General features: G+C 68.6%; 18 protein-coding genes. 11 read left to right on the forward strand and 7 right to left on the reverse strand.

The features are described 5' to 3' along the window. Window positions 1-11: 11 nt before the first annotated feature. Window positions 12-3,188, reverse strand: coding sequence for a S8 family serine peptidase (locus tag J7D54_RS14370; protein ID WP_182762615.1), 3,177 nt, complete (start codon window positions 3,186-3,188; stop codon window positions 12-14). A gap of 258 nt (window positions 3,189-3,446) precedes the next feature. Here J7D54_RS14370 and J7D54_RS01925 point away from each other — a divergent pair, with 258 nt between their 5' ends. From J7D54_RS01925 to J7D54_RS01955, 7 genes are all read left to right on the forward strand, one after another. Then, window positions 3,447-4,967 (forward strand): sugar ABC transporter ATP-binding protein, encoded by a 1,521-nt coding sequence (locus tag J7D54_RS01925; RefSeq protein WP_182762612.1) that lies wholly within the window; start codon window positions 3,447-3,449, stop codon window positions 4,965-4,967. Next, on the forward strand, window positions 4,964-5,965 hold the full coding sequence (locus J7D54_RS01930) for an ABC transporter permease (protein WP_245244075.1): 1,002 nt from the start codon (window positions 4,964-4,966) through the stop codon (window positions 5,963-5,965). The genes J7D54_RS01925 and J7D54_RS01930 overlap by 4 nt, the downstream gene beginning before the upstream one ends. A gap of 86 nt (window positions 5,966-6,051) precedes the next feature. Then, complete coding sequence (locus J7D54_RS01935; RefSeq protein ID WP_245244077.1) at window positions 6,052-7,131, forward strand: ABC transporter substrate-binding protein; 1,080 nt, start codon at window positions 6,052-6,054, stop codon at window positions 7,129-7,131. Between the two features lie 196 nt (window positions 7,132-7,327). Further along, window positions 7,328-9,097: an L-fucose isomerase gene (locus tag J7D54_RS01940; RefSeq protein ID WP_182762608.1), complete on the forward strand. Its 1,770-nt coding sequence runs from the start codon at window positions 7,328-7,330 to the stop codon at window positions 9,095-9,097. 75 nt (window positions 9,098-9,172) lie between these two features. Further along, window positions 9,173-10,585, forward strand: coding sequence for a rhamnulokinase family protein (locus J7D54_RS01945; RefSeq protein ID WP_182762606.1), 1,413 nt, complete (start codon window positions 9,173-9,175; stop codon window positions 10,583-10,585). Beyond that, window positions 10,582-11,568: a LacI family DNA-binding transcriptional regulator gene (locus tag J7D54_RS01950; protein WP_182762604.1), complete on the forward strand. Its 987-nt coding sequence runs from the start codon at window positions 10,582-10,584 to the stop codon at window positions 11,566-11,568. The genes J7D54_RS01945 and J7D54_RS01950 overlap by 4 nt, the downstream gene beginning before the upstream one ends. Window positions 11,569-11,587: 19 nt before the next feature. Next, window positions 11,588-12,022 carry an RbsD/FucU family protein gene (locus J7D54_RS01955; protein WP_182762602.1) on the forward strand — a complete coding sequence of 145 codons (435 nt, stop codon included), beginning with the start codon at window positions 11,588-11,590 and terminating at the stop codon, window positions 12,020-12,022. A gap of 25 nt (window positions 12,023-12,047) precedes the next feature. Here J7D54_RS01955 and J7D54_RS01960 read toward each other — a convergent pair whose 3' ends face one another. Next, window positions 12,048-12,659, reverse strand: coding sequence for a protealysin inhibitor emfourin (locus tag J7D54_RS01960; protein WP_182762600.1), 612 nt, complete (start codon window positions 12,657-12,659; stop codon window positions 12,048-12,050). Window positions 12,660-12,815: 156 nt separating this feature from the next. On the opposite strand from J7D54_RS01960, the gene J7D54_RS01965 reads away from it, so the two are divergent. Continuing rightward, window positions 12,816-13,520, forward strand: a complete 705-nt coding sequence (locus J7D54_RS01965; RefSeq protein ID WP_182762599.1) for a hypothetical protein — start codon at window positions 12,816-12,818, stop codon at window positions 13,518-13,520. Here J7D54_RS01965 and J7D54_RS01970 read toward each other — a convergent pair. Both J7D54_RS01970 and J7D54_RS01975 read right to left on the reverse strand, forming a co-directional pair. After that, window positions 13,501-14,025 carry a GyrI-like domain-containing protein gene (locus J7D54_RS01970; RefSeq protein WP_182762597.1) on the reverse strand — a complete coding sequence of 175 codons (525 nt, stop codon included), beginning with the start codon at window positions 14,023-14,025 and terminating at the stop codon, window positions 13,501-13,503. The two genes, J7D54_RS01965 and J7D54_RS01970, sit on opposite strands and share 20 nt — an antisense overlap. A 102-nt stretch (window positions 14,026-14,127) precedes the next feature. After that, window positions 14,128-15,705, reverse strand: a complete 1,578-nt coding sequence (locus J7D54_RS01975) for a sulfite oxidase (RefSeq protein WP_209455184.1) — start codon at window positions 15,703-15,705, stop codon at window positions 14,128-14,130. Window positions 15,706-15,841: 136 nt separating this feature from the next. Here J7D54_RS01975 and J7D54_RS01980 point away from each other — a divergent pair, with 136 nt between their 5' ends. Beyond that, the gene (locus tag J7D54_RS01980; RefSeq protein WP_198928317.1) at window positions 15,842-16,792 is read left to right on the forward strand and encodes a nuclease-related domain-containing protein; all 951 of its coding nucleotides are present in this window, start codon (window positions 15,842-15,844) and stop codon (window positions 16,790-16,792) included. A gap of 90 nt (window positions 16,793-16,882) precedes the next feature. Here the strand turns inward: J7D54_RS01980 and J7D54_RS01985 are convergent, their stop codons facing one another. The 3 genes from J7D54_RS01985 to J7D54_RS01995 all read right to left on the reverse strand — a co-directional run bounded on the left by J7D54_RS01985 (window position 16,883) and on the right by J7D54_RS01995 (window position 18,041). Then, window positions 16,883-17,233 (reverse strand): VOC family protein, encoded by a 351-nt coding sequence (locus J7D54_RS01985; RefSeq protein ID WP_076063732.1) that lies wholly within the window; start codon window positions 17,231-17,233, stop codon window positions 16,883-16,885. A 284-nt stretch (window positions 17,234-17,517) separates the two neighbouring features. After that, window positions 17,518-17,781: a type II toxin-antitoxin system RelE/ParE family toxin gene (locus J7D54_RS01990; protein ID WP_182762595.1), complete on the reverse strand. Its 264-nt coding sequence runs from the start codon at window positions 17,779-17,781 to the stop codon at window positions 17,518-17,520. Further along, window positions 17,778-18,041: a type II toxin-antitoxin system Phd/YefM family antitoxin gene (locus tag J7D54_RS01995; RefSeq protein WP_182762593.1), complete on the reverse strand. Its 264-nt coding sequence runs from the start codon at window positions 18,039-18,041 to the stop codon at window positions 17,778-17,780. The genes J7D54_RS01990 and J7D54_RS01995 overlap by 4 nt, the downstream gene beginning before the upstream one ends. A gap of 381 nt (window positions 18,042-18,422) precedes the next feature. Between J7D54_RS01995 and J7D54_RS02000 the strand changes: the two genes are divergently transcribed. Together J7D54_RS02000 and J7D54_RS02005 are read left to right on the forward strand one after the other, a co-directional pair. Continuing rightward, a complete protein-coding gene (locus J7D54_RS02000) occupies window positions 18,423-18,938 on the forward strand; it encodes a SigE family RNA polymerase sigma factor (protein WP_198928318.1) in 516 nt (171 codons plus the stop codon). After that, window positions 18,935-20,680 carry a hypothetical protein gene (locus J7D54_RS02005; RefSeq protein WP_182762590.1) on the forward strand — a complete coding sequence of 582 codons (1,746 nt, stop codon included), beginning with the start codon at window positions 18,935-18,937 and terminating at the stop codon, window positions 20,678-20,680. Before J7D54_RS02000 ends, J7D54_RS02005 begins: the two co-directional genes overlap by 4 nt. Window positions 20,681-20,693 lie beyond the last annotated feature (13 nt).

A 20,693-nucleotide genomic window follows, 5' to 3' on the forward strand; every position in this document is an offset into this window, starting at 1 on the left:
GGTGTCGCTGGTCAGCTCTGGAACCGGACCATGTTGTTGAGGATCTCCTTGGTGGCCCAGCGGTAGGCGTAACCACCGTCAGCCGCCGGGTAGGCCTCGATCACGCTGGCGGTGATGTAGGAGCGGCAGCCGCCGCGCCCCGTCGTCGCCGTGTCGCATTCGGTGCGCCACGTGCGGCCGTCGGTGCCCTTCCAGGTGCCGTTGACCGCCAGCGGGTTGGTGCCCCACTGCGCCCGCGTCATGTGCGGGAGGTAGGTGAGGTTGTTGAACGCCCACCCGCTGCGCGGCACGAACGAGCCGTCGTCGGCCTGGATCACAGTGGTGGCCCAGATCATCGTGCGGCACCGCACGGTCTGCGAGTAGTCCTCGCAGGCCGTGAACCACTTGCGGCCGTTGACCTCGTGCATGCCCGGCGTGTTGTACACGTCGGCCGGCAGCTCGGCCGCAGGCGACTTCGTGACGGTCACCGTCGGCTTCGCCACCGGCACCGTGGGCGACTTCGACGGCGTGGGCGTGGGCGACGCCACCGGCGTGTTCTTCCAGCCGAAGGCCGCCGACGTCCAGCTCTGGCTGCCGCCGTCGCCGTCCGCCGCGACGCCCGTGACCTGGATCACGTAGTTGCCGGGCGTGGCCGGGACGAGCAGGCCGGCGTCGTTGGGCAGCTGGCCGTTCCACGTGTACAGCGACTCGAACTCGGAGCGTCCCAGGTGGTCGAAGCTGAGCACCGTGGCGCGGCTGGCGTCGATGGGGTTGCCCTTGGCGTCGGCGCGCAGCACGTCGATGGTCAGCTTCTGCACCGGCACGGCCTGGTGGAAGGCCACCGTCGGCAGGTCCTCGCCGCCCGTGAAGATGCGTCCGGCGTCGACGATCTCGTAGTCGACGTCCGGGTCCACGCACTGGCCCTCGTCCCAGAAGGAGCAGGCGGTGATCTCGACCACCGCCGGGAGGTCCCAGATCTCCGGGAAGATCTCGAGGTTGCCGTAGTCGCCCGCCATGCCGGCGAACGGCACGGACACGGCGGTGGCTCCCTCGTCGGAGGTCAGGTGGACGAAGCCCGAGTACTGGGCGCCCTCCGGGGCCTCCGGGTCTGCGTCAATCGTGACGTCGACGGTGGCCGCGCCGCCGGCGGGCACGGTGACGCTGGGCGCGGAGAAGGACACCTGCGAGGCGAACAGGTTGTAGCCGACGGTGTTCTGCGTGCCGTCGCCCCAGTCCGGATCGGTCTCCAGGTAGGTGCTGAGCGCGTCCTCGTAGGACAGCGCCCAGGTGACGGGGGCGTCGGTGACGTTGGTGATGGTCAGCGTCTCGGTGTGGGCGCCGTCGGCGGATTCGCCGGCGGAGATCTTGCCCGGCGAGACGACGAAGCCGTCCTGCAGCGCCCGGTCGACGCGGATCAGGCCGGCGCCCTGACGGTGGGCCGCGTCGAGGATGCCCGCATCGGGAAGTTCGGCGATGGCGGCGGGCACGGCGCTGTTCTGCAGCCGGCTGCGGATCTCCGCCGGGGTCATCGACGGCGCGTTCTCCAGCATGAGCGCCACGGCGCCGGCCACGTGCGGTGCGGCCATGGAGGTGCCGGACAGGGTGGCGTAACCGTCGGCCTTCTCCAGCGGGTAGGTGGAGCGGATGGACCCGCCCGGCGCGCCGAGATCCGGCTGCAGGGTCAGGTCTGCGGCCAGACCCCAGGAGGAGAAGTCCGAGATCAGCCCGCCGGTGGGGTTGGGCTGCTGACTCTCCCCGCCGGTGAACTGGATGGTGGCGGGGAGCGCGCCCACCACGGAGGTGCCCACGGCCTGGGTGACGGTGACCACCGGGATAGTGATGGTCACCTCGCCCTCGACAGTGGCGTTGATGAAGCCGGGCTCGTTGTTGTAGATGACCAGCGCCTCGGCGCCGGCGGCCTGGGCGTTGGCGGCCTTCTGGTGGAAGGTGCAGGTGCCGCGCTGGGCGATGGCCACCTTGCCGGTGAGATCAGCGGTCTCCACCTCGCAGTTCAGCGGGTCCGTGGTGCGCGCGACCGGCAGGTTGTTCAGCGCCGACGTCGCGTCTGGCGAGCCCGTCGCGCCCAGGAAACCTGCGGAGACGGGGCCGTTGGCCGTGGTGAACAGCACTTCGCCCATGGTCACGTGCGAGTTGTCGAAGGACGCCACGTTGATGGCGAGGCCGGCCGTGCCGGGAGAGCCGATCGTCATGGTGTACCTGTCGCCGGCGTTGCCGGCGGCGTTGACCACCACGACGCCGTTGCGCACGAGGCGGTCCGACGCCTTGGAGGTGGGGGCCTCCGGCCAGGAGTCGTAGTCGGCGCCGAGGCTCATGTTGACCACGTCCATGCCGTCGGCCTCCGCGCGCTCCAGCGCGTCGAGGATCACCTGGTCGTCTACGGAGCCGTTGCAGCCGAACACGCGGTAGGCGCCGAGGGTGACGCCGGGGGCGACACCGGTGACCTCACCGTCGGCGCCGACGATGCCGGCCACGTGGGTGCCGTGGCCCTGGCAGTCGTCCGGGCGGCCGTCGGGCTTCGGGACGGGCTGGTAGGAGGTCGACGTCGGATCGGCGTTGTAGTCGTCGCCGACGAAGTCGTAGCCGTAGGCCACCCGCGCGCTGGGGAAGCCGGTGGAGCCGTTGGTGCCGCTGCCGCCGAAATCCGGATGGTCGATGTCGATGCCGGTGTCGATGATGCCCACCTTGACGCCCTCACCGGTGAGGCCGAGCTCGGTCTGGGCGATGTCCGCGCCGGTCTGCGCGATGGCGGTGATCAGCCGTGGGGTGACGTCCTGCGGTTCCGGCACGGAGAATATGCGCACCGGGTGGACGGCCTTGACTCCTGGGAGCTCTGCGTACTGCTCGGCGGTGGCGGTGTCAGCGGTGACGGCCACGCCGTTGAAGAGGCGCTCGTAGTTCCTGATGACGTTCGCGGGGCGGCCCGCGCGGCGCGCCTCCTCGGCGAACGAGCGGTGTTGACGCTGGATCGTTGTGCGGCTGCCGCCGCTGGCGGTGGGCTCGCTCTCGAACTCGACGAACCACTTGGTGGCGTTCAGCCAGCGGGCGGTGCGCTCTTCGGCGGTGGCGCTGTCGCGCGGCACACGCAGGTCCGGGTCTCCGGGGTCTGCTGAGGCGGTCAGGGGTGCGAGCCCGACGATGGCCGCAATGGCAACCGTCGCTGCGCGCCTCCAGGCGGAGGGCAGGGGCATGGGTTTCTCCTCGCAATGGTGGTCTGGCTGGCAACCTAGCGGTTCGTCGGGCCAGCCACGCGGCTTCCGGGGAGGTGGTGTCATCGAAGGCATGGCCCGGGGGACGGCTGAATCGGCGGCGGTGTCGTATCCGAAGAGCGATGAGTCACGGTTTGATAACAAACCCTGCATCAATCGTGGAGGAGTGCTAGCGTTAACATCGTCGTTCAGAGAGCCGCATAGTTGCGGGATTTCCGGCGAAAGTACGAAGGAGTACACGTGAGCAAACTTCTTGAGCTGAAGAACGTCAGCAAGACGTTTCCAGGCGTCAAAGCGTTGCAGAACGTCCATTTGGACCTCAACGCCGGCGAGGTGCTGGGTCTGTGCGGCGAGAACGGTGCCGGCAAGTCCACGCTGATGAAGATCCTGACGGGCATCTACACGCCGGATCCGGGCGCGGAGATCTGGCTGCAGGGCCAGAAGGTCACCGTCCGCGACGTGAACCACGCCCGTGATCTGGGCCTGAGCATCATCCACCAGGAACTCAACATGGTGCCGGACCTCACCGTCGCCCAGAACCTGTACCTCGGGCGCCCCGGCAGCAGCAAGGGCGGCTTCGTCGACGACAAGGCACTCAACCGCGAGGCGAGCGAGCTCTTCGAACGCCTCGGGATGAGCATCCGCCCCACCTCCCGCGTCGGCGACCTCTCGGTGGCCCGGCAGCAGATGGTGGAGATCGCGCGCGCCCTGTCGTTCGAGTCCACCAAGATCCTGATCATGGACGAGCCCACCGCGGCGCTGACCATCTCGGAGACCGACGCCCTGTTCGGCATGATCCGCGACTTCGTCACCCCGGAGACCGGCCTGATCTACATCTCGCACCGCATGCCGGAGATCGAGGAGATCACAGACCGGGTGTCCGTGCTGCGCGACGGCCAGTACATCGGCACCGTCACCACCGACGAGGTGGAGATCCGCGAGATCATCTCGATGATGGTGGGCCGCGAGGTCTCGGGCGACGCGCGACCCCGCACCACCGTCGACAGCGACGAGGTGCTGCTCAAGGTGGAGAACCTCAACACCAGGAAGCTCCTCCACGACATCAACTTCGACGTGCGCAAGGGCGAGGTGCTCGGCTTCGCCGGCCTCGTCGGCGCCGGCCGCACCGAGGTGGCCCGCGCAGTCTTCGGCGCAGACCCCCGCACCTCCGGCGACATCCACGTGCACGGCAAGAAGATCAACATCCGCTCCGCCGCAGACGCGGTGCGCGCAGGCATCGGCTACCTCTCCGAGGACCGCAAGACCTACGGCCTGCTGCTCGAGCAGGACATCAAGTACAACGCCGTGCTCGCCGCCATGAACGACTTCAGCATCGGCGGGTTCGTCCTCGACGGCAAGATCCGCACCGTCGGCAAGGAGTTCTCCGACAAGCTCAAGGTCAAGACGCCGTCGGTCAACCAGCTCCTCGGCAAGCTCTCCGGTGGCAACCAGCAGAAGGTCGTCATCGCGAAGTGGCTCGTGCGTAACTCCGACATCCTCATCTTCGACGAGCCCACCCGAGGCATCGACGTGGGTGCCAAGGAGGAGATCTACGACCTCATCGAACAGTTGAGCGCCGCGGGCAAGGCCATCATCGTCATCTCCTCCGAACTGCCGGAGGTGCTGCGCGTCTCGCACCGCATCGTCGTGATGGCGCACGGACACATCACCGGCATCCTCGACAACGAGGACGCCACCCAGGAAAGCATCATGGAGCTCGCCACCCTCGGCAAGGCTCAGTTGAAAGGAACCGCAGCGTGAGCACTCAAGCCACCACCAAGCAGACGACGAGCCCGGTCCAGGGCTACCTGAAGTCGTCGCTTCAGCAGATTTTCGTCTTCCTCGCGCTGGTCCTGATCTACATCGTCTTCATGCTCGTGGCGCCCAACTTCGCCACGCTCGGCGTCGCGCTGGACATCGTCTCCCAGTCGGCCTACGTCGGTGTGATGGCGTTGGGCGCGACCTTCGTGATCGCGACGGCCGGCATCGACCTCTCGGTCGGCACGGGCATGAGCCTGGTCGCCGTCGCGGCGGGCGCGTTCCTCGCGGCCGACCCGTGGCTGAACCTGCCGCTGGGCGCGGGCCTCGCGCTGACCATCCTCGTCGGCGCGTTCATCGGCCTGATCAACGGCTTCAACATCGCCTTCCTCGGCCTACCACCGTTCATCGCCACGCTGGCGATGATGATGGCGGCCCGCGGCCTGGCGCTCGTCGTGTCGGACAAGCAGACCATCAGCATCAAGAACCCGCAGTACACCTGGCTGTTCAACGGCGAGCTCATCCCCGGCCTCAAGAACGCCATCCTGTGGTTCATCCTCTTCGCGATCATCGCCGGCGTCATGCTCAACAAGACGCTGCTCGGCCGCTACGCCATCGCCATCGGCTCCAACGAGGAGGCCACCCGCCTCTCCGGCGTCAATGTGCGGTTCTGGAAGACGATGGTCTACGTCACCGCCGGCGTCTTCATGGCCTTCGGCGCCATCCTCTACTCGTCGCGGTTCGGCTTCGTCCAACCCGCTGAGGGCGTGGGCTTCGAACTCAACGTCATCGCCGCCGTCGTCATCGGTGGCACCTCACTCGCCGGTGGCCGTGCCAACATCATCGGCACCGTCGTCGGCGCACTCATCATGGAGACCCTCCGCAAGGGCCTCCAGATGATGGGCATCGCACAGGAATGGCAGCTCGTCGCCACTGGGGTCGTCGTCCTGCTGGCCGTGTTCATCGACAACGTCCGCCGCGCCAGAGCTGCTGCGGTCTGACCCGCCCCCCGTCCACCACTCACGCACAACAACACCCTGTACCGGGAGGGCGGTCCTCCCAACAACCGAAAGGAACCGCTATGCGCATGTTGCGCTCCGCACTGGCTCTCGGAGCCGTGCTCAGCCTGGGCCTCACCGCCTGCGGCACGTCCACCTCCACCGAGACCGAAGCTCCCGCCCCGGCAGAGGAGACCAGCGCTTCGGCACCCGCGGAAGAGACCTCGGCCCCGGCTGAGGAAGAGTCCCCCTCCGAATCCGCTTCTGAAGAAGCCCCTGCGGACGGCGATGTCCCCAAGGGCGACGGCACGCAGACCATCTACCTCGTCTCCAAGGGCTTCCAGCACCGCTTCTGGCAGGCCGTGAAGGAAGGCGCTGAGCAGGCCGGCGAAGAGCTGGGCTACAAGGTTCAGTTCGTCGGCCCGCAGGACGAGACCCAGGTCACCGAGCAGCTCAACCAGCTGAAGACGGCCCTGGACTCCAAGCCCGCCGCCATCGGCTTCGCCGCCCTCGACTCGGGCGCCGCTTCGGATCTCCTCAACGAGATCGAGGCTGCGAACATCCCGATCATCGCCTTCGACTCCGGTGTGGACTCCGACATCCCGCTGACCACCGTCTCGACCGACAACACCGCAGCCGCTGAGAACGCCGCTGAGCACATGGTCGAACTCATCGGTGGCTCCGGCCAGGTTGGCCTGATCTGCCACGACCAGACCTCCGCCACCGGCAAGCAGCGTTGCGACGGCTTCCAGAACTGGATCAAGGACAACGCTCCTGACGTCACCGTTCTCGAGCCCCAGGTTGCCGGCGCGGTCGACCTCGCCGCCAACACCGCCAAGTCCATGATCCAGGCCAACACCGAGCTCAAGGGCATCTACGGCACCAACGAGGCCGCCGCCACCGGCGCCATCCAGGGCGCCAAGGAATCCGGCGCTGAGGTCGTCGTCGTGGGCTTCGACTCCGGCAAGACCCAGATCGAGGCCATCAAATCCGGCGACCAGGCCGGCGCCGTGACCCAGGCCCCCGTCAAGATGGGCTACGAGACCGTCGTCGCCGCCATCAAGGCCATCAACGGACAGGAGCTGCCGAAGGTCATCGACTCCGGCTTCGCCTGGTACGACGCCTCGAACATCGAGGATCCCGAGATCGCCGCCAACCTCTACGAGTGATGCGTGAGGGTGGGCCCGCCCGGGCCCACCCCACCTCATGAACAATCCCTAGGGGCGCCTGTCCGCGTTTGCCTGCCTCGCGTGGGACACGCAGACAGGGGCCCCTTTTCATCCGACGCAGCCACCCGGCCGCCTGCGCGGAGCACACCGTGCCGGAAACCTGAACCACTAGTAACGAACAAAGAAGGTGTGATTCGTGACCAACTACCCGAAGATCGGTATCCGTCCCATCATCGACGGCCGGCGTAACGGCGTGCGCGAGGCGCTCGAGGACCAGACGATGGGTATGGCGCTGCGCGTCAAGGAACTCTACGAGTCTGAGCTGAAGTACCCCGACGGGACCCCCGTCCAGGTGGTCATCGCCGACTCGACGATCGGTCGCGTGCCGGAGGCCCAGGCCGCCGCCGCGAAGTTCAAGGCCGAGAACGTCGGCCTCACCCTCTCGGTCACGCCGTGCTGGTGCTACGGCTCCGAGACCATCGACATGGACCGCACCATGCCGCACGCGATCTGGGGCTTCAACGGCTCCGAGCGTCCGGGTGCCGTCTACCTGGCCGCCGCGCTGGCCGGCCACGCACAGCTGGGCATCCCCGCCTTCGGTATCTACGGCGAAGAGGTGCAGGACGCCGACGACGAGTCCATCCCGGCCGACGTGCGTCAGCGCCTGCTGGACTACGCACAGGCCGGCCTCGCCGTCGCCTTGATGCGCGGCCAGTCGTTCCTCTCCATCGGTGGCGTGTCCATGGGCATCGCCGGCTGCGTGGTGAAGGAGGAGTTCTGGAACTACTGGCTGGGCATGCGCAACGAGTACATCGACATGGTCGAGATCGAGCGTCGCATCAACCTGGGCATCTACGACAAGGACGAATACGAGATTGCGTACACGTGGGTGCGCGACAACCTCAAGCAGGGTGAGGACTTCAACCCCGAGGAGTGGCAGCGCTCCGCCGAGGACCACGAGAAGTGGTGGGAGTGGAGCACCAAGATGGTGCTCATCGGCCGTGACCTGATGATCGGCAACCCGAAGCTCGCCGAGATGGGCTTCGAGGAGGAGGCCGTCGGTCACGGCGCGCTCGTCTCCGGCTTCCAGGGCCAGCGTCAGTGGACCGACTACCTGCCCAACGGCGACCTGATGGAGACGCTGCTCAACACGCAGTTCGACTGGAACGGCAAGAGGCAGCCCCTCATCCAGGCCACGGAGAACGACAACCTCAACGGCGCGTCGATGATGTTCAACTACCTGTTGACCAACACGGCGCAGATCTTCTCCGACGTGCGCACCTACTGGAGCGCCGACGCCATCGAGCGCGTCACGGGCCACCGTCCCGAGGGTCGCGCAGCGGCGGGTGTCATCGACCTGCGCAACTCCGGCGCCACCACCCTCGACGGCACGTTCGCCGCCAAGGACGCCGACGGCAACCCCTGCATCAAGCCCTGGTGGGAACTCAGCGACGACGACATCCAGGCGATGATCGACGAGACGACGTTCCATCCTGCCAACACCGGCTACTTCCGCGGCGGTGGCTTCTCGACGCACTTCCGCTCCGCCGGTGAGGTGCCCGTCACGATGACGCGCATCAACTGGGTCGACGGCCTCGGCCCGGTCATGCAGATCGCCGAGGGCTACACCGTCGAACTGCCCGACGAGGTGGCCAAGACCATCGAACTGCGCACGGATCCCGGGTGGCCCACCACCTGGTTCGTGCCGAACCTGACGGGCGAGGGTGCCTTCACCAGCGTCTACGAGGTCATGAACGCCTGGGGCGCCAACCACGGCGCCATCTCGTACGGTCACATCGGCCACCAGCTGATCACGCTGGCGTCGATGCTCCGCATCCCGGTGAACATGCACAACGTGGAGCGCGAGCGGATCTTCCGCCCGAAGAACTGGCTGGGCTTCGGCACGGCTGACCTCGAGGGAGCAGACTTCCGCGCCTGCGCCCAGTTCGGCCCGATGTACAACTAGTAGCGCTGTTGGTTCCCTGGGCCGGCCGTGCGCGGCTGGCCCAGGGAACGCGCACCACCATCCAGGAGGAGAGAAGTGTCCACCGTCACCGCCCTTGCGGTTGATCTCGGGTCGTCGACCGGGCGAGTGATCGCCGGCACGTTCCGCGACGGCCGCATCGAGGAAGTCGAAGTCCGCCGCTTTCCGCACGAGGCCCGGATGCGCGACGGGTACCTCTCCTGGGATCTCGATGTCATCTGGGGCGAGGTGGTCGAGGGGCTCCGCGACGCCGTCGCCCGCTTCCCCGACGCGGTGAGCGTCTCCGTCGACACCTGGGGAGTCGACTACGTGGCACTCGGCGACGACGGCATGGAGCTGACTCCCGGCCGCGCGTACCGGGACGAGCGCACGATCCGCACCCATGAGGCCTTCCGCGAGCGCCTATCCGACGAGGCCCTGTGGGCCGCCACCGGTATCGCGCCGGCCACCATCAACACCGCGAACCAGCTGTTCGCGTTCCTTCAGGAGGAGCCGGAGGTGGCGGCCAGGACGTCGCAGATCCTCCTGCTGCCTGACTACTTCACCTATCTGCTGTCCGGCGCCCGCGGCTGGTCGCGTTCCCACGCGTCGTCGTCGGCGCTGATCCGCCCAGGCGCCCACGAATTCTCCGACGAGGTGTTCGAGGCGCTGGGCATCCCGCGCTCGTGGGTGGGCGACGTGACGAGCGAGCTCAACGTGGTGGGCCGGTGCATCGTCGAGGGGCTCGAGCAGCTCACCGTGGTGCGGGCCGGTGCCCACGACACCGCCTGCGCCGTGCACGCGCTGCAGCGCGACGTGAGCCAGGACTCGTACTTCCTGAGCTGCGGATCATGGTCCGTGCTGGGCGTGCTGCGCGACGAACCGCTGCTCTCCGACGAGGCCCGCGCGCTGGGCCTCACCAACGAGGCCCGCGCCGACGATGGCCTGCGCCCCCTGTTCAACATCACGGGCCTGTGGATCTTGCAGGAACTCCAGCGAGACTGGGAGCAGCAGGGCCGCACCCACGACATCGTGGAGCTCATCCGGCGGGCTGAGGCCTCGCCGTCGCTGGGCGCCACCATCAACCCCGACGAGCCGCAGTTCGTGCTGAAGGGCGAGATGGAGAGGCGGGTGCTGGGGGCGCTCGCTGCCCAGGGTGTCGCCGTCGACGACCTCGACGAGGCGGCGGTCACGCGGGTGGTGCTGGAATCGTTCGCGGCCCGCTACGCCCGCGGCATCGCGGACCTCACCGCCCTCACCGGAACTCCCGCCACGCAGTTGAACCTGGTGGGGGGCGGGTCGCGCAACAAGTTGTTGTGCCAACTCACCGCCGACGCGCTGGGGGTGCCGGTGATCGCAGGACCCGTGGAGGCCTCCGTGCTCGGCTCGTTGCTGGCGCAGTTGGAGATCATGGGCCACCTGGACCCGGCCAACCGCAACGACGCCATCGCCAGCACCGCCCGTACCGAGACCTTCGAGCCGCGGTCATGAAGGCCGGTCAGCAACGCGCCAACCTGCGAGACATTGCAGAGGCCTCCGGGGTTTCCATCCAGACCGCCTCCCGCGTGGTGCGGGGCGTCGACGTGGTGGCCGAGGCCACCCGCGCCCGGGTGCTGGAGGCCATCGAGCGGCTCAACTACCAGCCCAACCTCGCAGCCCGCTCCCTGTCGGCGGCGCGCACCGGCTCCGTGCACATCATCGACGCCGTGCCGCTGTTCCACGGACACGCCACGTCGTTCGTCGCCATCTGCCAGGCGCTGTCCAACCTCGAGTTGCACACGTCCACCTCCGTGTTCGGGTCGCCGGACATCGACCATCGGGAGCTGCACCACCTGGTGCCGGTGAGCGCCGACGGCGTGATCGTGCTCGGCGGGCGGGCGGAGTCTCGCCCGTGGATCGACACCATCGCCAGCCGCCTCCCGACGGTGTGCGTGGGCGAGACGAAGGACCTCCCCTCGCCGGCCGTCGGCGTGGCTGTGGACCACCGGGCGGGGGCGGTGGCCGCGGTGGACCACCTCATCAGCCGCGGTGCGCAGCGGATCCTGCACGTGGCCGGTCCCCAGGACTGGATCGACGCGCAGGAGCGCCTGGAGGGCTACAAGTTGGCCATGGGCAAGGCGGGCCTGGAGCCCACCGTGCTGTTCGCCAACTCCTGGGACGCCTCCGCCGCGGCTGCCCTGGTGCCGGACCTGCCGCCGGACGTCGACGCGATCTTCGCGGCCAACGACCAGTTGGCCCTGGGCTCGATGTCGGCGCTGCAACTGGCCGGCCGCCGGGTGCCCGGCGACGTGCGGGTCGTCGGCTACGACGACGTGCCGGGTTCCGAGTGGTTCCTGCCCGGCCTCACCACCGTCCGGCAGGACTTCTTCACGATGGGGGAGCAGGCCGTGAAGGCGTTGAACCTGTTGTTGAACGGCGAGCCTGCGGAGTCGTCGTTGATCACGCCCACGCTGATCGTCCGCGACAGCACGTAAACACCCGAAAGGAAACCCCATGCTCAACGGCCCCATGATCCACCCCGAGCTGCTGAACGCGCTTGGCCGCGCGGGTCACGGCAGCAAGATCCTCATCACCGATGGCAACTACCCACACGAGACGGGCGCCAACCCGCGCGCCCGCCGCATCTACCTCAACCTCGCGCCCGGGCTGCTCAACGTCTCGCAGATCCTTGACGTGCTGAAGCAGGCCGTCCCCATTGAGCAGGCCGGCATCATGGTGCCCGCCGCCGACGCCCCGCCGGAGCTGCGCCCCGAGAAGATCGACGCCCACGACGAGTACAAGGCGGCCCTGCCCGGCGTCGAGTTCGTGGAGATCCCCCGTTGGGACTTCTACGACGAGGCGAAGAAGGACGACGTCGGCATCGTGATCGCCTCGGGCGAGCAGCGCATCTACGCGAACCTGCTGCTGACGATCGGTGTTCGCCAGTAGTCGCTGGTTGACGCGGAGAGCGGGGTCAGACCAGGTTGCCGGAAACCTCCGGGAACAACGGAGGCGTCCGCGCATCCACCCACGCCACCAGCGCGTGGAAGGCCTCGGTGTCCTCCGCGTCGATGCCGTCGCCCCGGACCACCTCGTGGGAGCGCCTTCCGACCGCGATCCAGAGTCGCGCCGTGATGCCGTCCGCCACCGGTGAGTCAGGCAGGGAGTTGGGGATGGTGAAGAAGTCCGCCTCCGTGATGAGGCGGCGGAGCTCATCATCTTCAGCCTTGGTCAGCTGGTAGCTGTCGGTCTCGTAGGAGGTGGACCGGCCGGCGATACCGCCGGAGACGGAGTAGCGCAGCCTGATCTCGGTGTCGGGACGCGGGTTGTCCCCCCGGGCCCGGCGCACATTGCCCTGCTGATCGGCGTGGTAGGTGAAGCCGTCGCCCAGCCGGATGAGGTAGCCCGGCGTGATGACGTCCGCGCACGCGTCGTCGTCCTCGGCGAGACCCAGGCAGGAATCGGGCCAGTCCCGCGCCTCCATGCCCTCCAGCGCGACGCCCTCCCTGGGGATCCGCAGGAGGTTGGCGGCATTCTCGATGGCGGCAGACAGTGCGACGACGGCGGGGTGATCAGCGGCGGTCATGGTGCGCTCCTAGCTGGGCGGGGTTGACGCTTCCAGGCGGTCAGGTGAGCCTAGCCACCTGCCCCCGGCAAAGGAAGAGGGTTCGCATCTGCCTTATGTGCGCATGCTCCCGGTTAGGGTGGGAACACCCTCGCCAAGGGAGAAGGAGGACCCACCATGCCCATCCCTACTCCGGACACCGAACCCCTCGATTTCACCACCCTGGCCCAGGCCGACGACGGCCCCCGCGACGCCGTTTCGACGGTGCTGCGTGACCACGCTGCTTTCGTTGAGTTCTTCGATGGTGAGCTGCCCATGGAGCACCCGGTTGACTGGGACACGGAGGTGGTGACGGTTGTCGCGCTGGGCCCACGCGGCCACGGAGCCGGTGTCGCCATTGAGGAGATTCAGCTGCACACCCTCGGGATCCGCGGCGGCACGGTGGATGTGTACTTCCGCGAGGTGGCGGGCGAGGTTGACGACGCCACGGTCACCTACCCCTTCCACGCCGTCCGGTCTACTGCCTTCGGTCACGCGTTCTTCCACCCCGTCGGGCCCGCCGACGTCCCAGCGGGCCTGTTCCGCGACTGGCGCGGCCCCATCCGCACGGACGACGACGGAGTCGGCGTCTATGTCCCTCGGGAGGAGGCTCCGCTGTCACGCTCGGTGGCGGGATTCGCGGTGGACGGGAGCGGCTCCTTCGTCGCCGTGCACGACGCCCCCGGTGATGGCCCCGTCGAAGTCCCAGGACACTGGCGGCCCGCCCAGGATGGGTTGAGCGTTGAGCTCGAAGACGGCCGCGCCTTCACCCTCCATGTGGTGTCGGTGGACGAGCATGAGCTGCGCGCCCGAATCCAGGGCGTCAGTCGGCCAGCACGATGACGAGTTCCGTGCGCATCGACTCCGGGTCGGCCTCGGGGGTGGGCTCGGTCAGGTAGATCTCCCAGAAGGGAAGCCCCGCCTTCCTGTGGGCAGACTCGACCTTCTCGAGGAAGACGCCCCAGGCCTCGCCCAGCCGGTCGTAGGAGCCGACGTGCGAGACGGTCGCGATGGGGCCGCCCGGAAGGACCGAGCCGTGGAGCGAGGCCCCGGATGGGGTTGTGACAGGTGTGGTCAGGGGGCGGTCGACCGGCACCCCCACCTCGAAGGTCGCATTCACTCCGGGCATCTGATAGTAGAGGGTGAACACCGGGCCGACCGGATGGAGCCCCTGAGCCTCCAGCGCGGGGAACAGAGCGGACACGGCGCCGTCCATCGCCTGGGACATCGCGGAGAGCGGATAGTCGGTGAACTTCTGCACCACGGTGGGGATCTCCGCCACCTCTAGGAACTCCACATCGGTGCGGGCAGGGCCTGTGTAGTACGGGGCCGGGTGGGCGTCAGTCATGATCTTCCCCTCATTGGGATTCGGGCCGACGAGACGGCGTCGGCCCGCGTGGCCAGCAACTTTACCCGCGCGGGTCGCGCGTGAACAGGCCTCTATCCCCGCTCACTGCTCCACCCTCACCTCGATGGTGTGGTGCCCCGATGCACCGTCGGGCGCGACCGGTGTGCGCACGTCAGTCTGCGTGTCCCCCAAACCGTCGCTGGCCCGCACCGCGATGGTGTGGGACCCGGGCGTCGCGTCCCATTCGTAGACCCACTGGCGCCATGTGTCGACGCTGAGGCTCGCGGCGAGGCGCGCCTCCTTCCACGGGCCGCCGTCGATGCTGACCTCCACCATCTCGATGCCGCGGGTGGGTGCCCATGCCACGCCGGCGATCGGCTGGCGCCCCGCCGTCACGCTGGACCCCGCGCGGGGGACGTCGACGCGGGACTGCGTCTTGATGGGACCCTCGCGCGCCCATCCCCGGGGGATCCAGTACCCGGCCTCGGCCTCGAAGGTGGTCAGTTCGATGACGGACAGCCACTTGGTGGCCGAGACGTACCCGTAGAGGCCGGGCACCACCAGGCGGGCGGGGAAGCCGTGGAGAGCCGGGAGCGGCTCGCCGTTCATCCCCAGGGCCACCAGCGCGCCATCCTCCATCGCGGTCTCCGTGGGGAAGCCTGCGGTGAACCCGTCCACCGATCTGCTCAGCAGTTGGGTGGCGCCGTCCTGCACCCCGGCGCGTTCCAGCAGGGCCCGGAGGGGCACGCCCTGCCACCGGGCGTTTCCGACCAGGCCTCCGCCCACCTCGTTGGAGACGCAGGTCAGCGTGATGTCGGTTTCGACGTGCGGCATCGCCAACAGATCGTCGTAGGTCAGGGTGAACGGGCGATCCACCAGGCCGCGGACCTCCAGCGACCATTGCTCCGGATCGACCTGGGGAATGGAGAGGGCGGTGTCGATCCTGTAGAAGTCGTCGTTGGCGATGTACAGCGGAGTCAGCCCGGCGAGCGCCAGGTCCGCATCAGGCGGGGCCGGGGGAGCGGGCGTTGCCGGTGCGGGTAGCCGCAGCAGCGCGCGGATCTCCTCTACGCGGCGCGACGACGTGAGCCACCGGCCGGCCGCGGCGGTGGCGCCGGCGACGGCCACCGCGATGGCGACCGCCTGCAGGAACGCTCGGCGTCCCGGCCGTGCCTCGCCGCGGCCGTTGGGACCGGCCGCGGCGGCAGACCGGGCTGGCGCGGCGCGGGTGAGGATCACCAGGGCGATGACCCCGCTGGCCGCGCCAGCCAGGCCCGCCGCCACGACGGCCCAGGCGGTGGAGCGCTCGTCCCCGGTCGCAGCGACGACGCCCATCAGGGCGAAGGCTGTCAGCCCGGCAGTGGCCAGCGGCAGGCTTCGACGGGCCACCCATCCCAGCACCGCACCCACGATGAGGGAGACGGCCAAGATCCCGACGATGAGAACGGGCTTGTCCGCAGTGCCGAGGATCGCGATGGCCGAGCGTTCGAGCCAGCCCGGGACCAGATCGATCACGGTGTCGCCGACGGCCTCCACCAGCGACCGGCCGCCGGGCAGGAGCGCGCCCACGAGTTCGGAGGCGCCGAGCGCGACGGCAGTGGCCGCGGCGCCGGCGACCGCCGAGTCCCGAAGGGCCGGCGTGGGCACCCCGCCGGGGGTGCCTGCTGGGAGGCCGTTCACATCACGATTTTACGAGGCGGCGCGTAATCGGGGTTGTCTTGATCGGCGTCTTAGCCGCTTTCGGGGTCCCGTGGTTTGGTGGCCGAGCGGAGACGTCGTCGACATTCGCCGTCGATGGACCACTACTTTGTTCCTCATGGTTGAGGATGCGGCCCGGGTGGACGTCAAGCGGATGCGGCTGCGCTATGCGGGCACCTGCTCAAGCTGCGGCTCGGCATTGAGTGCGGGCACGACCGCGGACTACGACCGGTCTACCAAGACGGTGGCCTGCGTGACGTGCCCACCCCAGGCTCCACTGCGCCAAACAGATCCCACTGCTCCGGGAGTGCTTGTCGACGAGACCATCGCAGCCGTCGCAGCTGCTGCGGTTCGTCCAGGGCCTGACGTGGAGAAGGTGCCCTCGTTGGGGGTGGTTGATGGGCAGGGCGGCGCATCTGCGGCTGCCGAGTACCAGCGGCGCCATGCGGCCCGGGCCGAGCGGGTATTGGGCAACCACCCGCGTATGGGGCGGTTCCTGCTGGCGGTCTTCGACGACCCTCAGTCGACGCGGGCGTGGTCGGTGGGCGCTGAGGGCGAGCGGATGCTCGGTGGCATGCTGGCGTCCATGGCTGCGGACTCGCTGCGTGTGCTGCACGATCGCCGCATTCCCCGGACCAGGGCGAACATCGATCATCTGGTCGTGTGCCCCAGCGGGGTGTTCGTGGTGGACGCCAAGCGCTACCGCAACGCCCGGCCAGCGCTACGAGTCGAGGGAGGCTTGCTGAGGCCACGGACCGAGTCGTTGACCGTCGGGGGGCGAGACCGGACAGCGCTGGTGACGGGGATGCAGAAGCAGGTAGACCTGGTCCGCGCGGCCCTGGCCGAGCGGCCAGAAGTACCAGTGCGGGGTGTGCTGTGTTTCGTTGACGCGGACTGGCCGCTGCTCGGCGGCGCGTTCACCGTCAACGAAGTGGCAGTGATGTGGCCCAAGAAGCTCAAGTCGCTACTGACCGAACGCGGACCGCTGGACGAAGCGCAGATCGCGGACCTCCAGTGGCAACTCCACGAAGCCTTCCCGCGCCAGAAGCAGGCACCACCAGGTGAGTGAGCACTCGCCGACGGCGGCGGTGCGGGCGGTCGTGCCGGGGTGCCAGGCAAGCCGCAGAGGTCTCCCTCGCGCACCGCTGCAGATCCGTGCCTACTCGCGGTGACGCAGGATGTTCACGACATGACCGTCTTGTGTTCGTACCAAGAAGCGGCGGACGCCCCACGGCTCGGTTGTGAGCGGGTGAACGATCTCGTACCCGCGACGAACGGCTTCGGCGTAGGCCTCATCGACATCGTCAACGGCGATCGAGATGGCTGGGGCATCGGACGCAGCGCCGTCTCGAGTGAGCAACTGTAGGTTGGCGCCCGAGGGAGCAACGTAGCGGGTCACCCAATCCAGGCCCAGGTCTTCGCGACGCAGACCCAGGTAGTCGCCGTAGAAGTCGTCGGCTGCGGTGATGTCCTTGACCAGCACGTCCGGAATGATGCGCACTACCCTCATGTTTGCGAGTGTGCCACTACTGGGAGACTGTTACGAGAGCCGGGCCAGGGGGTGCTCATCGGCAGCAACCGGCGGCGACGCTGACGAAGCAATCTTCCGGTACAGCACCTCGAGTTGATCTGCCGCCTCCGGCGCGAACCGGACCGTGTAGGTCACTGGCCGCGCAGGGACACGAGCCGCGCACGGACCTCGCCTACAGACAGCGCACCATCCGGGTCTGCCCGCAGCCTGTCATAGGCTGGAGCAACCTGCTCCAGAAGCCAAGCGTCGACCGCGCGAGTTGGTTACCGGCGTTCGTAGATGTCGCGGCGGTGGCCGATGGCAACGACGAGGACGAGCAGCACGTTGTCATGGATCTCGTAGACGATCCGATAGTCACCGGTCCGGACACGCCACTCACCGTCACCGCCAACCAGCTTCTTGGCACCGCTAGGGCGCGGTCTGCTGGCAAGCAGTTCGATCGCCGCCTGGACCCGCCGCTGGGCGCCCCTGTCCAACTTGCGTAGCTGTCGAACCGCAGCGGGCGCGACCTCGATCCGGTAGCTCATGCCAGGCCGAGGTCTGCCTTGACCTGCTCCCAGGGGATCGCCGACTCGCCATCGACCATCTCGGTACGTGCCGCACGGGCGGCCTCGAGGTCGGCCAGGTCTTCCGCGGCCGCGATGAGCCGATCCAGGTCGTCGGCGTCGATGACCGCGGCCACCCGCTGCCCGCGACGGGTCAGATAGACCGGGTCGTGCCCGACCCGGGCCGCGTCCACGACATCGGCGAGGCGGGCCCGGGCGTCGCTCACAGTCATCTCAGTCATGACACCCAGGATAGCCGCTGGAACAGCCGAATCGTACAACTCAGCGGCTCCAGTCCCCAGAACGAACGAGACTCTCGGCAGTTGTGGACGTTCTCGACTTGGCATGGGCATGAACAAGCCGGGCCTGCGGTGGTACGACGCGCGAAGGGCGGAGTCCACGCGATACGCCGCTTTCGAAGGTCATGAACCCTGTGAGTTCCCCTGCGACGCCCCGATGAAAGGCCAGACCCTCAGAGCGTCAAGGCTCCAGCTATGTAGGCGTGCGGGCCTCCTCAAATATGGATGCCCGTGCATCTACATAGTTGGAGGTTTTCCATCGCCGGCCCCAGCGACTAAACCCCATACTTGGGCCAACGCGTCGTAACAGGTATGGAGGTACTCGTGTTCGAAGCCCAGCCCACCGTCGACGAGACGGCAGTGGGTTTCGACTCGTTCGTCCGCGCCCGCCGCGCTGATCTCTGGCGGGCCGCGTGGCTGCTCACTGGCGACCGCGACAAGGCCGACGACCTGGTCCAGACCGCCCTCGGGCGCACCTACGGCCGCTACACCGTGCTGGCCAACGACGCCAAGTTCGAGGCCTACGTCCGCACCACCATCTACCGCACCTATGTGTCGTGGTGGCGGCGGAAGTGGAACGCCGAGCTGGCGTCGGACGACCTGCCCGACAGCCCGACCGCCAGCGCAGACCAGGCGGTCAGCATGGACGTCGTCCGGGCCTTGGCCGCGCTGCCGAAGATGCAGCGCGCGGTGATGGTGCTGCGGTTCCTGGAGGACCGCACGGTCACCGAGGTCGCGGAGCTGCTCGACATCGCCGAGGGCACCGTCAAGGCACACACCTCCCAGGGGCGCGCGGCTCTGCGCGCTTCGCTTCACCTGTCCGAGGAGGAACGGTCATGAGCGACGACCAGCTGTCCGAGATGTTCAAGCGCGACCTGCCCCGCCCGGGCGACGGTGCCTGGTCCGAGGATGCCCGCCGTCGCGCGGGTCGCCGTCGGGTGACCGTCGGCACGCTGGCCATGGTGGCCGCGCTCGCCGTCGTGAGCCCGTTCGCGTTGCAGTTGGTGAACAAGTCCAACGACACCGCGGTGCCTGCGCCCGTCGGCACCGAGCCGGTGGCGACTGCAGCCGAGGACCGCGAGGCCGCGTGTTCCGGGGCGGACCAGTCCACAGCCAACGAGTTTCCGGAGGAGGCCGTCCGGCTGTGGCTGTGCGACGAGCCGGGTGAGATCGGCTTCTCCCGCACCGGGCCGCAGGACCCGCTGACGCAGGGGGTCGATGAGGCCCTGGCCGCATTCCGGGAGCTCCCGAAGGCCGACCCGAACCAGGCCTGCACGATGGAGTACACGCTCACCTACGTCGTGGTCGCCGAGGCGGCCGACGGCACCATGACGCCCGTGCGTGGCGAGCTGCACGGCTGCCGCAGCGTCGGCAACCGCTCCGGCGGTGACGCGTTCCTCGACACGCTCGCGGGCCTGTGGCAGGCGCAGCGCGCCGAGGGCTCCGCGCCCACGTCCAGCCTCTCGTCGGAGCAGGTCTGCTCGTCCATCGGTGCCATCCTGCCGGCCACGGTCGACGGCGCCACGCAGGGCGCCCTGTGCCGGCCCGACGACGGCACCGGCACCAAGAGCGAGGGCGTCGAGCTGCCGACGGACGTGCTCCAGCGCGTCAAGGACGACGTGGCCGCCAACGCCGTCGACGGCGCCCTGGGCGAATGGGAGCCCACCGCACGGCTGGTGCTCGCCAACGCGTGGGGCGAGTCCGTCACGCTGACCCGCTTCGCCAGCGGAAGCTACGTGGTGGGCCCCAACCAGGTCTGGCGCCCGAAGGGCGACCTCGCGGCAGAGCTCGACGCCCTCGTCGGCCAGCTCGGGAACCCCGTCACCCAGCAGCCGTACGTGCCGGAGCGGCCGGACTGCACCGCGGCGCGCAACACCGCCGCCGAAACCCCTGCGGTCATCGAGGGCGACATCACCGGCGTCTACTTCTGCTTCGAGAGCCCCGAGGGTGGGCCCCGGCTGATCGCGCCCGGAGGCCTGTACGAGCCGGCGTTCGTGGAGCGCGCGGTGGAGGCGTTCAACGGCCTCCCGGTGCTCGAGGGGGTCTGCGCCCTCCCGTCCGACGGCACCCGGCCCGAGGTGTACGTGGTGTACGCCGGGATGGAGGGCGACGTGGCGGCGGTGCGGGCGGACGGCTGCGGCCCGGCGACGGGCGCGGTCCAGAAGGACGGCGACCTTGTCGGCGTGCTGGTGGACCTGTTCCACGAACAGACCGGGGATGAGGGCGCCGGGATGTATTACGGCGCGCAGGAGCTGTGCCCGCGGGCCGATTCGCTGGTCCCTTTCAGCCCCGAGGCGGAGGGCGCCACCCAGATCGTGGCCTGCCTCGGCCCCGACGGCGCGCTGCCGGTGGACCTGCCGCAGGAGCTGGTCAAGGCCATCTCCGCCACGTTCGAGAGTGCCCCGCAGCCCGACGACTGGGCCGCCGGCGAGGGCACCTTGGTGTGGGTCAACAAGTACGGCGAGCCCATGACGCTGCTCCGCGGCGAGGACGGCTCGTTCGGTTGGATCGCCGATGGCCCGCGCGTGTGGACCCCGTCGCCGGACGTGCAGGCCCAGCTGGACCGCGTTTTCGGCCTCTAGCCCGGCCCGCCCG

Source organism: Tessaracoccus sp. MC1865 (assembly GCF_017815535.1).
Classification (GTDB): Bacteria; Actinomycetota; Actinomycetes; order Propionibacteriales; family Propionibacteriaceae; genus Arachnia.